The 13667-nt window shown below is 44.7% G+C and carries 8 protein-coding genes, 7 tRNA genes and 4 rRNA genes; all 19 read left to right on the plus strand.

Annotated elements, in window-relative coordinates:
- The first annotated feature begins 3 nt into the window (after positions 1 to 3).
- Positions 4 to 591, plus strand: a complete 588-nt coding sequence (pabA, locus tag NSS74_RS24290) for an aminodeoxychorismate/anthranilate synthase component II (protein ID WP_002113273.1) — start codon at positions 4 to 6, stop codon at positions 589 to 591.
- Entirely contained in the window at positions 585 to 1457 is an 873-nt protein-coding gene (gene pabC / locus NSS74_RS24295; RefSeq protein WP_061689484.1) for an aminodeoxychorismate lyase, read from the plus strand. Before pabA ends, pabC begins: the two co-directional genes overlap by 7 nt.
- Positions 1432 to 2292 (plus strand): dihydropteroate synthase, encoded by an 861-nt coding sequence (folP, locus tag NSS74_RS24300; protein WP_061689485.1) that lies wholly within the window; start codon positions 1432 to 1434, stop codon positions 2290 to 2292. The genes pabC and folP overlap by 26 nt, the downstream gene beginning before the upstream one ends.
- Positions 2293 to 2655: a dihydroneopterin aldolase gene (gene folB / locus NSS74_RS24305; protein ID WP_000358063.1), complete on the plus strand. Its 363-nt coding sequence runs from the start codon at positions 2293 to 2295 to the stop codon at positions 2653 to 2655.
- A complete protein-coding gene (folK, locus tag NSS74_RS24310; protein ID WP_002138868.1) occupies positions 2652 to 3167 on the plus strand; it encodes a 2-amino-4-hydroxy-6-hydroxymethyldihydropteridine diphosphokinase in 516 nt (171 codons plus the stop codon). Before folB ends, folK begins: the two co-directional genes overlap by 4 nt.
- A complete protein-coding gene (locus NSS74_RS24315; RefSeq protein WP_002009706.1) occupies positions 3119 to 3322 on the plus strand; it encodes a helix-turn-helix domain-containing protein in 204 nt (67 codons plus the stop codon). Before folK ends, NSS74_RS24315 begins: the two co-directional genes overlap by 49 nt.
- A gap of 23 nt (positions 3323 to 3345) precedes the next feature.
- Positions 3346 to 4344, plus strand: coding sequence for a tRNA dihydrouridine synthase DusB (gene dusB, locus NSS74_RS24320; RefSeq protein WP_002009708.1), 999 nt, complete (start codon positions 3346 to 3348; stop codon positions 4342 to 4344).
- 160 nt (positions 4345 to 4504) lie between these two features.
- Positions 4505 to 6004 carry a lysine--tRNA ligase gene (gene lysS / locus NSS74_RS24325; RefSeq protein ID WP_002009709.1) on the plus strand — a complete coding sequence of 500 codons (1500 nt, stop codon included), beginning with the start codon at positions 4505 to 4507 and terminating at the stop codon, positions 6002 to 6004.
- A gap of 403 nt (positions 6005 to 6407) precedes the next feature.
- Positions 6408 to 7951, plus strand: a 16S ribosomal RNA gene (locus tag NSS74_RS24330).
- Positions 7952 to 8093: 142 nt separating this feature from the next.
- Positions 8094 to 11001, plus strand: a 23S ribosomal RNA gene (locus NSS74_RS24335).
- A gap of 101 nt (positions 11002 to 11102) precedes the next feature.
- Positions 11103 to 11218 (plus strand): 5S ribosomal RNA (gene rrf, locus NSS74_RS24340).
- A 5-nt stretch (positions 11219 to 11223) separates the two neighbouring features.
- Positions 11224 to 11298, plus strand: a tRNA-Val gene (locus NSS74_RS24345).
- A gap of 8 nt (positions 11299 to 11306) precedes the next feature.
- Positions 11307 to 11383: transfer RNA gene (locus NSS74_RS24350), tRNA-Ala, on the plus strand.
- A 13-nt stretch (positions 11384 to 11396) separates the two neighbouring features.
- Positions 11397 to 11472, plus strand: a tRNA-Lys gene (locus NSS74_RS24355).
- Positions 11473 to 11593: 121 nt separating this feature from the next.
- A tRNA-OTHER gene (locus tag NSS74_RS24360) sits at positions 11594 to 11664 on the plus strand.
- A 16-nt stretch (positions 11665 to 11680) separates the two neighbouring features.
- Positions 11681 to 11765, plus strand: a tRNA-Leu gene (locus NSS74_RS24365).
- 3 nt (positions 11766 to 11768) lie between these two features.
- Positions 11769 to 11842: transfer RNA gene (locus NSS74_RS24370), tRNA-Arg, on the plus strand.
- Between the two features lie 4 nt (positions 11843 to 11846).
- Positions 11847 to 11921, plus strand: a tRNA-Pro gene (locus tag NSS74_RS24375).
- A 162-nt stretch (positions 11922 to 12083) separates the two neighbouring features.
- Positions 12084 to 13635 (plus strand): 16S ribosomal RNA (locus NSS74_RS24380).
- Together the 16S, 23S and 5S rRNA genes with 7 tRNA genes alongside form the textbook arrangement of a ribosomal RNA operon.
- Positions 13636 to 13667: the final 32 nt, after the last annotated feature.

The following is a 13667-nucleotide window of genomic DNA, read 5'->3' on the forward strand; positions in this document are numbered from 1 at the left end:
GAAATGATATTAATGATTGATAATTATGATTCTTTTACATTTAATTTAGTGCAATTTCTTGGAGAACTTGGACAAGAGCTTGTTGTTAAGCGTAATGATGAAGTGACTATTTCGGATATTGAGAATATGAAACCAGATTTTTTAATGATTTCGCCAGGTCCATGTAGTCCTAATGAGGCGGGAATCAGTATGGATGTTATTAAATATTTTGCAGGTAAGCTTCCGATTTTTGGGGTCTGTCTTGGACATCAATCAATTGCGCAAGTATTTGGAGGGGATGTTGTCAGGGCAGAGCGTTTGATGCATGGAAAAACATCTTTAATGCATCATGATGGGCAGACGATTTTTTCTGATATCCCAAATCCATTTACCGCGACACGTTATCACTCTCTTATCGTTAAAAAAGAGACGTTACCGAATTGTTTAGAGATAACATCTTGGACTGAAGAAGGTGAAATTATGGCGCTTCGTCATAAAACGTTGCCGATTGAAGGGGTACAATTCCATCCGGAATCTATTATGACTTCTCACGGGAAAGAATTGCTACAGAATTTCATTCGCAAATATAGCCCAAGTGTGACATCGTGTTAATTTACGTAAATGGCGCGTATGTAGAAGCGAGTGAAGCGAAAATTTCTCCTTATGACCACGGTTACCTATATGGACTTGGGGTTTTTGAGACATTTCGTATTTATAATGGTCATCTCTTTTTATTGGATGATCATTATGAACGCTTAATGGATGCGCTCGATATATTGCAAATCAAATGGACAATGACAAAAGATGAAGTGATGCTTATTTTAAAGAATCTACTTGTTAAGAATGGGTTAAAGCATGCATATGTGCGCTTAAATGTATCGGCGGGTATAGATGAAATAGGATTACAAACGGAAGTATATGAAGAACCGTCTGTTATTGTTTTTATAAAACCTTTAGCAGCTCCAGGGAATGTAGTGGAAAAAGAAGGAGTTATTTTAAAGCAAGTGAGAAATACACCAGAGGGTGCATTTCGCTTGAAGTCCCATCATTATTTAAATAATATTTTAGGGAAACGCGAAATTGGAAATGTTGTGAATAAGGAAGGTATTTTTCTTACCGAAACAGGTTATGTTGCAGAGGGTATTGTTTCGAATCTCTTTTTTGTTAAAGGAGATATTTTATATACTCCTTCATTAGAAACAGGGATTTTAAACGGAATCACTCGTGCGTTTATTATAAAGGCTGCTGAAGAGCTAGATATAGAAGTAAAGGAAGGTTTCTTTACAAAAGATGAATTGCTTTCAGCGGATGAAGTGTTCGTAACGAACTCTATTCAAGAGATTGTCCCCCTTTATCGTATAGAGGAGAAAGATTTCCCGGGTAAAGTGGGAGTGGTTACAAAAAGACTTATGGATCTTTATGGAGTGCAGAGAGAGAAATCGTGGAGCAGAAATGAATTGCGAAGAGGAGATGTGTAGTTTGAAGTGGGATTATGATTTGCGCTGCGGCGAATATACATTGAACTTAAATGAAAAGACATTAATTATGGGGATTTTAAATGTAACGCCAGATTCATTTTCTGATGGTGGGAGTTACAACGAAGTAGATGCTGCGGTGCGACATGCGAAAGAAATGAAAAGTGAAGGTGTCCATATTATTGATATTGGCGGCGAATCTACCCGTCCGGGTTTTGCTAAAGTTTCAGTAGAAGAGGAAATAAAGCGAGTTGTTCCAATGATTCAGGCAGTGTCAAAAGAAGTAAAGCTACCTATTTCTATTGATACGTATAAAGCTGAGGTTGCGAAACAAGCGATTGAAGCTGGTGCTCATATTATTAATGATATTTGGGGAGCGAAGGCGGAACCGAGGATTGCTGAAGTTGCAGCCTATTATGATGTGCCTATTATCTTAATGCATAACCGAGATAATATGAATTACCGCAATTTAATGGCCGATATGATTGCTGATTTGTATGAAAGTATTAAAATTGCTAAAGATGCTGGTGTGCGAGATGAGAATATTATTTTAGACCCAGGTATCGGTTTTGCGAAAACACCTGAGCAAAATTTAGAAGCGATGCGCAATTTAGAACAGTTAAATGTACTGGGTTACCCAGTTCTCTTAGGTACTTCAAGAAAGTCCTTTATTGGCCATGTGTTAGATTTACCAGTGGAGGAACGTCTTGAAGGAACGGGAGCTACCGTTTGTCTTGGTATTGAAAAGGGCTGTGAGTTTATCCGTGTTCATGATGTGAAAGAAATGGCGCGTATGGCTAAGATGATGGACGCGATGATTGGTAAGGGGGTAAAGTAATTGGATAAAATTTATATCCATGATATGGAGTTTTACGGTTATCATGGTGTATTCCCAGAAGAGAATAAATTAGGTCAGAGATTTAAAGTAGATTTAACGGTGGAGTTGGATTTAAAACGCGCAGGAGAAAGTGACGACTTAGAGCATTCTGTCAATTACGGGGAACTTTTTGAGCTGTGTAGAAAAGTTGTTGAAGATAGAACGTATAAGCTTGTAGAGAGTATCGCTGAAAATATCGCTACAGATATATTGAAACAATATGAGAGTATTTCACGGTGTACAATTAAGGTAATTAAACCGGATCCGCCGATACCAGGACATTATCGTGCTGTAGCGGTAGAAATTACGAGAGAGCGTCCATGAATAATATAGCGTACATTGCATTAGGTTCCAATATTGGGGAGCGTTATACTTATTTAACTGAAGCAATTCAGTTTTTAAATAAAAACCAGCATATCCAAGTTGATGATGTTTCGTCTGTATATGAAACTGATCCGGTTGGCTATACTGACCAAAATTGCTTTTTAAATTTAGTTATAAAAATTTCTACCAATTTATCACCGCAAGAATTATTGAAAGTAACACAAAGGGTAGAGAATGACCTAGGAAGAAAAAGGGAAATTAGATGGGGCCCGAGGACCATCGACCTTGACATTTTACTATATAATCAAGAAAATATTGAAGCAGAGAATCTTATTGTTCCGCATCCGCGGATGTTCGAAAGAGCTTTTGTTATCGTTCCGTTGTTAGAAATCAATCAAGATATAAAACAAGACATTTCACGTTCACAAGTAGAAGAAATGAAAAGGCGAGAGGGAGTAACGGTATGGAAGCAGAAAAATGGGGAAGACGCATTCGTGCTTTTCGAAAGCTAAAAGGCTATACGCAAGAAGGTTTTGCGAAAGAATTAGGGGTATCTGTATCGGTTTTAGGTGAAGTTGAGAGGGGCAATAGATCACCTTCCCAAGATTTTGTAGTAGAAGTCGCTAAAACATTAAACGTTTCAATAGACGAATTGATGCCAAAGTGACCGTAAAGGAAGGAGTAAGTCGGGTGTTAAAGATTGCAAATATTGAGATGAAAAATCCAGTTGTACTAGCACCGATGGCGGGAGTGTGTAACTCTGCATTCCGTTTGACGGTAAAAGAATTTGGTGCAGGTTTAGTTTGTGCTGAAATGGTAAGTGATAAGGCAATATTACTTAATAACAAAAGAACATTAGATATGTTATATATCGATGAGAGAGAAAAGCCATTAAGTTTACAAATTTTTGGTGGAGAGAAAGAAACTCTTGTAGATGCTGCGAAATACGTAGATAAATATACGACAGCAGACATTATTGATATTAATATGGGGTGCCCAGTACCGAAAATCACTAAGTGTGATGCAGGAGCAAAGTGGCTTTTAGACCCAAATAAAATATATGAGATGGTAGCGGCGGTTGTAGATGCTGTTGAAAAGCCAGTTACAGTTAAAATGCGTATTGGTTGGGATGAAGAACATATTTTCGCAATAGAAAATGCTAGAGCTGTTGAGCGTGCTGGTGGACAAGCGATAGCTGTTCATGGGCGTACACGAGTGCAAATGTATGAAGGTAAAGCGGATTGGAATATTATTAAACAAGTAAAGCAGGCTGTAAATATTCCGGTTATCGGAAATGGTGATGTCGAAACACCACAAGATGCAAAGCGTATGCTTGATGAAATTGGTGTAGATGGTGTTATGATTGGTCGCGCTGCTCTTGGAGATCCGTGGATGATTTATCGTACGGTAAAGTATTTAGAGACAGGTGAGTTAATGCCGGAACCAACAGTGCGTGAGAAAATTGATGTATGTATGTTGCATCTAGATCGTCTTATCGATTTAAAGAACGAAAATGTTGCCGTAAGAGAGATGAGAAAGCATGCAGCTTGGTATTTAAAAGGTGTTCGTGGTAATGCGAGTGTGCGTAATGGTATCAATACTTGCGACACACGTGAAGACCTTGCGAATGTATTAGGTGCATTTGTAGAAGAAGTAGAAGCGAAACAACAAACAATTTATGTTGGTTAATAAGGGGGCATAGGAGATTGACATTCTTCTATACACTTCCTATAATTACGTGAAAGAAAGAAGAACTGCCAGTTAGTTGCTGGCAGTTTTTCTAGTTGAGTAGAAAATGCTATACTGTATATATTGTAAAAATTAATAGAGCTGGAGTGATATTAATATCATGGATAACATGAACCACGAAGAATTAAACGACCAATTGCTTGTTCGTCGTGAAAAGCTACATAATTTACGTGAGCAAGGAATCGATCCGTTCGGTAAACGATTTGAACGCACAAATTCAACAACTGACTTAGTAAGTCTATATGGAGAATTCTCTAAAGAGGAATTAGAAGAGAAAGAAATCACTGTTTCTATCGCTGGTCGTATTATGACAAAACGCGGTAAAGGAAAAGCGGGATTTGCGCATATTCAAGATTTACAGGGGCAAGTTCAAATTTATGTTCGTAAAGATACTGTTGGAGATGAAGAGTACGAGTTATTTACGACAGCAGATTTAGGTGACTTAGTAGGTATTGAAGGTAAAGTGTTCAAAACAAACGTTGGAGAACTTTCAGTAAAAGCAATAGGATTTACACTTTTAACGAAATCCCTTCGTCCATTACCGGATAAATACCATGGATTAAAAGATGTTGAACAACGCTATCGTCAACGTTACTTGGACTTAATTACAAGTATGGAAAGCCGTGAAACGTTCGTTACCCGTAGTAAAATCATTCGTGAAATGAGAAGATATTTAGATGACAACGGTTATCTTGAAGTGGAAACGCCTATGATGCACGCGATTGCAGGTGGAGCGTCTGCTCGTCCTTTCACTACACACCATAATGCGTTAGATATGGAATTATATATGCGTATCGCAATTGAACTTCATTTAAAACGTCTTATTGTGGGTGGATTAGAAAAGGTTTATGAGATCGGCCGTGTATTCCGTAATGAGGGTGTATCAACTCGTCATAACCCTGAGTTTACGATGATTGAATTATATGAAGCGTACGCTGATTATAATGATATTATGAAACTAACAGAAAATATGGTTGCTCATATCGCGAAAAAAGTATTGGGTACAACAACAATCCAATATGGTGATTATGAAATTAATCTAGAGCCAGAATGGACACGTCTTCATATGGTAGATGCAATTAAGCAACACTCTGGAGCAGATTTCTGGAATCCAATGAGTGTAGAAGAAGCGCGTGAACTTGCAAAAGAACATAATGTGGAAATTAAGAATACAATGGAAGTTGGTCATATTATTAATGAGTTCTTCGAACAAAAAGTAGAAGATAAATTAATCCAACCAACATTTATTTACGGTCATCCGGTAGAAATTTCGCCACTTGCGAAAAAGAATGACGAAGATCCACGATTCACAGATCGTTTCGAGTTATTTATCGTTGCGCGTGAACATGCAAATGCATTCACTGAGTTAAATGATCCAATCGATCAAAAAGAACGTTTTGAAGCTCAACTAAAAGAGCGCGAGCAAGGTAATGACGAAGCTCACATGATGGATGATGATTATATCGAAGCTCTTGAGTACGGTATGCCTCCTACGGGTGGGTTAGGAATCGGTATTGATCGTCTTGTTATGTTATTAACAAACGCACCATCTATTCGTGACGTACTATTATTCCCAGCTATGCGCCATAAACAAGACTAAGCTTTGGAGATTTCTCCAAAGCTTTTTTTATTTCTTTATTTGAGGGGAGAGAAACCTTCTATTAAAAGGAAAGCGAGATTATTGCTCGTTAAGTGGATGCAAGATTAAAAAACTATACTTATATAGAAGAAAGTTGCTGTTTTTATGCTTTTTTACTAAGTTAAAAATTTTATTAGAAAAACTATTGCATTTCATTTTTCTACATGATATATTAATAACCGTCGCTGATGCGGAAACGCAGAAAACGAAAAAAAAGAAATTGAAAAACTTAGTTGACATCGAAAAATGAAGATGTTAACATAAGGAAGTCGCAAATGAGCGACTAAGTAGTTCTTTGAAAACTGAACGAAACAAACAACGTAAACGTGTCAATTTTTATTTTTAGATGCTAGACAAACTAACTTTATTGGAGAGTTTGATCCTGGCTCAGATGAATGCTGGCGGCGTGCCTAATACATGCAAGTCGAGCGAATGGATTAAGAGCTTGCTCTTATGAAGCTAGCGGCGGACGGGTGAGTAACACGTGGGTAACCTACCCATAAGACTGGGATAACTCGGGGAAACCGGGGCTAATACCGGATAATATTTGGAACTGCATAGTTCGAAATTGAAAGGCGGCTTCGGCTGTCACTTATGGATGGACTCATGTCGCATTAGCTAGTTGGTGAGGTAACGGCTCAAGGCGACGATGTGTAGCCGACCTGGAGAGGGTGGATTTCCACACACTGACTGAGACACTTACCAGACTCCTACGGAGGCAGCAGTAGGGAATCTTCCGCAATGGACGCGAAAGTCTGACGGAGCAACGCCGCGTGAGTGATGAAGGCTTTCGGGGTCGTAAAACTCGTTGTTAGGGAAGAACAAGTGCTAGTTGAATGTTGGCACCTGACGGTACCTAACCAGAAAGCCACGGCTAACCACGTGCCAGCAGCCGCGGTAATACGTAGGTGGCAAGCGTTATCCGGAAATTATTGGGCGTAAAGCGCGCGCAGGTGGTTTCAAGTCCGATGTGAAAGCCCACGGCTCAACCGTGGAGGGTCATTGGAAACTGGGAGACTTGAGTGCAGAAGAGGAAAGTGGAATTCCTGGGCGTAGCGGTGAAATGCGTAGAGATATGGAGGAACACCAGTGGCGAAGGCGACTTTCTGGTCTGTAACTGACACTGAGGCGCGAAAGCGTGGGGAGCAAACAGGATTAGATACTCCTGGTAGTCCACGCCGTAAACGATGAGTGCTAAGTGTTAGAGGGCTCGCCCCTAGTGCTGAAGTTAACGCATTAAGCACTGCCTGGGGAGTACGGCCGCAAGGCTGAAACTCAAAGGAATTGACGGGGGCCCGCACAAGCGTGGAGCATGTGGTTTAATTCGAAGCAACGCGAAGAACCTTACCAGGTCTTGACATCCTCTGAAAACTCTAGAGATAGAGCTTCTCCTTCGGGAGCAGAGGACAGGTGGTGCATGGTTGTCGTCAGCTCGTGTCGTGAGATGTTGGGTTAAGTCCCGCAACGAGCGCAACCCTTGATCTTAGTTGCCATCATTAAGTTGGGCACTCTAAGGTGACTGCCGGGTGACAAACCGGAGGAAGGTGGGGATGACGTCAAATCATCATGCCCCTTATGACCTGGGCTACTAATGTGCTACAATGGACGGTACAAAGAGCTGCAAGACCGCGAGGTGGAGCTAATCTCATAAAACCGTTCTCAGTTCGGATTGTAGGCTGCAACTCGCCTACATGAAGCTGGAATCGCTAGTAATCGCGGATCAGCATGCCGCGGTGAATACGTTCCCGGCCTTGTACACACCGCCCGTCACACCACGAGAGTTTGTAACACCTGAAGTCGGTGGGCAACTCTTTATGGAGCCAGCCAACCTAAGGTGGGACAGATGATTGGGGTGAAGTCGTAACAAGGTAGCCGTATCGGAAGGTGCGGGAAGCGATCACCTCCTTTGTTGAGAATTGATGAACGCAGTTCATCAATAAACGTTGACTTGTTTTGTTTCGTTCAGTTTTGAGAGAACTATCTCTCAAGTTTAAATGTATGTTCTTGAAAACTAGATAACAGTGTAGCTCTATTTTTTTAATTTTAGTTTGGTTAAGTTAGAAAGGGCGCACGGTGGATGCCTTGACACTAGGAGTCGATGAAGGACGGGACTAACGCCGATATGCTTCGGGGAGCCGTAAGCAAGCTTGATCCGAAGATTTCCGAATGGGGAAACCCACTATACGTAATGGTATGGTATCCTTACTCGAATACATAGGGTATGGAAGACAGACCCAGGGAACTGAAACATCTAAGTACCTGGAGGAAGAGAAAGCAAATGCGATTTCCTGAGAAGCGGCGAGCGAAACGGAATCTAGCCCAAACCAAGAGGCTTGCCTCTTGGGGTTGTAGACATTCTATACGGAGTTACAAAGGAACGAGGTAGACGAAGCGACCTTGAAAGGTCCGTCACAGAGGGTAATAACCCCCGTGTAGTCGAAACTTCGTTCTCTCTTGAATGTATCCTGAGTACGGCGGAACACGCGAAATTCCGTCGGAATCTGGGAGGACCATCTCCCAAGGCTAAATACTCCCTAGTGATCGATAGTGAACCAGTACCGTGAGGGAAAGGTGAAAAGCACCCCGGAAGGAGTGAAAGAGATCCTGAAACCGTGTGCCTACAAATAGTCAGAGCCCGTTAATGGGTGATGGCGTGCCTTTGTAGAATGAACCGGCGAGTTACGATCCCGTGCGAGGTTAAGCTGAAGAGGCGTGAGCCGCAGCGAAAGCGAGTCTGAATAGGGCGTTTAGGTACGTGGTCGTAGACCTGAAACCAGGTGATCTACCCATGTCCAGGGTGAAGTTCAGGTAACACTGAATGGAGTACGAACCCACGCACGTTGAAAAGTGCGGGGATGAGGTGTGGGTAGCGGAGAAATTCCAATCGAACCTGGAGATAGCTGGTTCTCCCCGAAATAGCTTGTGGGGCTAGCCTTAAGTGTAAGAGTCTTGAGGTAGAGCACTGATTGAACTAGGGGTCCTCATCGGATTACTGAATTCAGTCAAACTCCGAATGCCAATGACTTATCCTTAGAGCCAGACTGCGAGTGATAAGATCCTAGAAGAAGAGGGAAACAGCCCAGATCGCCAGCTAAGGTCCCAAAGTGTGTATTAAGTGGAAAAGGATGCGGAGTTGCTTAGACAACTAGGATGCTGGCTCAGAAGCAGCCACCATTTAAAGAGTGCGTAATAGCTCTCACTAGTCGAGTGACTTCGCGCCGAAAATGTACCGGGGCTAAATACACCACCGAAGTTGCGAATTGATACCAATGGTATCAGTGGTAGGGGAGCGTTCTATGGCAGTGAAGTCAGACCGGAAGGACTGGTGGAGCGCTTAGAAGTGAGAATGCCGGTATGAGTAGCGAAAGACGGGTGAGAATCCCGTCCACCGAATGCCTAAGGTTTCCGAGGAAGGCTCGTCCGCTCAGGGTTAGTCAGGACCTAAGCCGATACGACAGGCGTAGGCGATGGACAACAGGTTGATATTCCTGTACCACCTCTTTATCGTTTGAGCAATGGAGGGACGCAGAAGGATAGAAGAAGCGTGCGATTGGTTGTGCACGTCCAAGCAGTTAGGCCGCTGATAAGTAGGCAAATCCGCTTATCGTGAAGGCTGAGTTTGTGATGGGGGAAGTTCCTTATGGAGCGAAGTCTTTGATTCCCCGCTGCCAAGAAAAGCTTCTTAGCGAGATAAAGTGTGCCTGTACCGCAAACCGACACAGGTAGGCGAGGAGAGAATCCTAAGGTGTGCGAGAGAACTCTGGTTAAGGAACTCGGCAAAATGACCCCGTAACTTCGGGGAGAAGGGGTGCTTTCTTAACGGAAAGCCGCGAATAGCCTAAGCGACTGTTTAGCAAAAACACAGGCTCCTGCGAAGCCGTGGCGCGAAGTATAGCTGACACCTGCCCGGTGCTGGAAGGTTAAGGAGAGGGGTTAGCGTAAGCGAAGCTCTGAACTGAAGCCCCAGTAAACGGCGGCCGTAACTATAACGGTCCTAAGGTAGCGAAATTGTCGGGTAAGTTCCGACCCGCACGAAAGGTGTAACGATTTGGGTACTGTCTCAACCAGAGACTCGGTGAAATTATAGTACCTGTGAAGATGCAGGTTACCCGCGACAGGACGGAAAGACCCCGTGGAGCTTTACTGTAGCCTGATATTGAATTTTGCACAGTTTGCGTTATGATAGGCGGGAGCTATTGAAACCGGAGCGCTAGCTTCGGTGGAGGCGCTGGTGGGATACCGCCCTGACTGTATTGAAATTCCTAACCTACGGGTCTTATCGACCCGGGAGACAGTGTCAGGTGGGCAGTTTGACTGCGGTCGCCTCCTAAAGTGTAACGGAGGCGCCCAAAGGTTCCCTCAGAATGGTTGAAATCATTCGTAGAGTGCAAAGGCATAAGGGAGCTTGACTGCGAGACCTACAAGTCGAGTAGACGAAAGTCGGGCTTAGTGATCCGGTGGTTCCGCATGGAAGTGGCCCATCGCTCAACGGATAAAAGCTACCCCGGGGATAACAGGCTTATCTCCCCCAAGAGTCCACATCGACGGGGAGGTCGGCACCTCGATGTCGGCTCATCGCATCCTGGGGCTTACAGTCGGTCCCAAGGGCCGGGCTGTTCGCCCATTAAAGCGGTACGCGAGCTGGGTTCAGAACGTCGTGAGACAGTTCGGTCCCTATCCGTCGTGGGCGCAGGAAATTTGAGAGGAGCTGTCCTTGCGTACGAGGACCGGGATGGACGCACCGCTGGTGTACCAGTTGTTCTGCCAAGGGCATAGCTGGGCAGCTATGCGGAAGGGATAAGTGCTGAAAGCATCTAAGCATGAAGCCCCCCTCAAGATGAGATTTTGCCAGCGTAAGCTAGCAAGATCCCTGAAAGATGATCAGGTTGATAGGTTCGAGGTGGAAGCATGGTGACATGTGGAGCTGACGAATACTAATAGATCGAGGACTTAACCATATAATATGAAGCGCTGTTATCTAGTTTTGAAAGAATATAAAAAACTTATTGACTTTCAAAAGTAAATAAGTTATAATAATTCTTGTCTTAAATGAATACAGTCTGGTAATGATGGCAGAGATACCACACCTGTTCCCATACCGAACACGGAAGTTAAGCCTTTCAGCGCCGATGGTAGTTGGGACCTTGTCCCTGTGAGAGTAGGACGTTGCCAGGCAATTCGGAGGATTAGCTCAGTTGGGAGAGCACCTGCCTTACAAGCCAGGGGTCGGCGCGGTTCGATCCCGTTATCCTCCACTCATTTAGCCGACTTAGCTCAATTGGTAGAGCAACTGACTTGCAATCAGTAGGTTGGGGGGTTCAAGTCCTCTAGTCGGCACCAGTTTTTATTGCAAGAGCCATTAGCTCAGTTGGTAGAGCATCTGACTTTTAATCAGAGGGTCGAAGGTTCGAATCCTTCATGGCTCACCATTTTAATGAAATATGTGTGGCGGAATTGGCAGACGCACTAGACTTAGGATCTAGCGCCTTTGGCGTGGGGGTTCGATCCCCTCTCACCCGCACTTTTAATAAAATAACTCAAACATGTCTTGCGGAAGTAGTTCGGTAGAATACAACCTGCCAAGGTTGGGGTCGCGGGTTCGAATCCCGTCTTCCGCTCCAATTTTTAGTATGACATGCCGGGGTGGCGGAACAGGCAGACGCACAGGACTTAAAATCCTGCGGTGGGTGACCACCGTGCGTCTGACCCCCGCTCGGCACCATATGCGCCCGTAGCTCAATTGGATAGAGCGTTTGACTACGGATCAAGAGGTTAGGGGTCTGACTCCTCTCGGGCGCGTTTTCGGGAAGTGGCTCAGCTTGGTAGAGCACCTGGTTTGGGGACCAGGGGGTCGCAGGTTCAAATCCTGTCTTCCTTGATACTTGTTTGCATTTTTAGCTCAGCTGGGAGAGCGCCTGCCTTGCACGCAGGAGGTCAGCGGTTCGATCCCGCTAGGCTCCACCAAAAAAGTTCTTTGAAACTGAACGAAACAAACAACGTAAACGTCAATTTTTATTTTTAGATGCTAGACAAACTAACTTTATTGGAGAGTTTGATCCTGGCTCAGGATGAACGCTGGCGGCGTGCCTAATACATGCAAGTCGAGCGAATGGATTAAGAGCTTGCTCTATGAAGTTAGCGGCGGACGGGTAAGTGAGTAACACGGGTAACCTACCCATAAGACTGGGATAACTCCGGGAAACCGGGGCTAATACCGGATAATATTTTGAACTGCATAGTTCGAAATTGAAAGGCGGTGTTTCATTGCTACTGGCGGATGGGACCCGCGTCGCATTAGCCAGTTGGTGAGGTAACGGCTCACCAAGGCGACGATGCGTAGCCGACCTGAGAGGGTGATCGGCCACACTGGGACTGGAGCAGATACCACTTGTGACTTTACGGGAGGCAGCAGTAGGGAATCTTCCGCAATGGACGAAAGTCTGACGGAGCAACGCCGCGTGAGTGATGAAGGCTTTCGGGTCGTAAAACCTGTTGTTAGGGAAGAACAAGTGCTAGTTGAATAAGCTGGCACCTTGACGGTACTCAACCAGAAAGCCACGGCTAACTACGCCAGCAGCCGCGGTAATACGTAGGTGGCAAGCGTTATCCGGAATTATTGGGCGTAAAGCGCGCGCAGGTGGTTTCTTAAGTCTGATGTGAAAGCCTGACGGCTCAACCGTGGAGGGTCATTGAAACGGGAGACTTGAGTGCAGAAGAGGAAAGTGGAATCTCCATGTGTAGCGGTGAAATGCGTAGAGATATGGAGGAACACCAGTGGCGAAGGCGACTTTCTGGTCTGTAACTGACACTGAGGCGCGAAAGCGTGGGGAGCAAACAGGATTAGATACCCTGGTAGTCCACGCCGTAAACGATGAGTGCTAAGTGTTAGAGGGTTTCCGCCTTAGTGCTGAAGTTAACGCATTAAGCACTCCGCCTGGGGAGTACTTACCGCAAGGCCGAAACTCAAAGGAATTGACGGGTGGCCCGCACAAGCGGTGGAGCATGTGGTTTAATTCGAAGCAACGCGAAGAACTCACCAGGTCTTGACATCCTCTGAAAACTCTAGAGATAGAGCTCCTTCGGGAGCAGAGTGACAGGTGGTGCATGGTTGTCGTCAGCTCGTGTCGTGAGATGTTGGGTTAAGTCCCGCAACGAGCGCAACCCTTGATCTTAGTTGCCATCATTAAGTTGGGCACTCTAAGGTGACTGCCGGTGACAAACCGGAGGAAGGTGGGGATGACGTCAAATCATCATGCCCCTTATGACCTGGGCTACACACGTGCTACAATGGACGGTACAAAGAGCTGCAAGACCGCGAGGTGGAGCTAATCTCATAAAACCGTTCTCAGTTGCCCGGATTGCAGGCTGTAACTCGCCTACATGAAGCTGGAATCGCCAGTAATCGCGGATCAGCATGCCGCGGTGAATACGTTCCTTACTCTGTACACACCGCCCGTCACACCAATGAGTTTGTAACACCCGAAGTCGGTGGGGTAACTCTTATGGAGCCAGCCGCCTAAGGTGGGACAGATGATTGGGGTGAAGTCGTAACAAGGTAGCCGTATCGAAGGTGCGGCTGGATCACCTCCTTTCTATGGAGAATTGATGAACGCAGTTCATCAAT

The organism is Bacillus sp. FSL E2-8868 (assembly GCF_038005505.1).
Lineage (GTDB): Bacteria > Bacillota > Bacilli > Bacillales > Bacillaceae_G > Bacillus_A > Bacillus_A mycoides.

Bases quoted from the DNA above. Each gene is read 5' to 3' on its own strand.
- pabA (WP_002113273.1), top strand. From the start codon at position 4: ATGATATTAATGATTGATAATTATGATTCTTTTACATTTAATTTAGTG.
- NSS74_RS24315 (WP_002009706.1), top strand. From the start codon at position 3,119: ATGGAAGCAGAAAAATGGGGAAGACGCATTCGTGCTTTTCGAAAGCTA.
- folP (WP_061689485.1), top strand. From the start codon at position 1,432: ATGAATTGCGAAGAGGAGATGTGTAGTTTGAAGTGGGATTATGATTTG.
- lysS (WP_002009709.1), top strand. From the start codon at position 4,505: ATGGATAACATGAACCACGAAGAATTAAACGACCAATTGCTTGTTCGT.
- folK (WP_002138868.1), top strand. From the start codon at position 2,652: ATGAATAATATAGCGTACATTGCATTAGGTTCCAATATTGGGGAGCGT.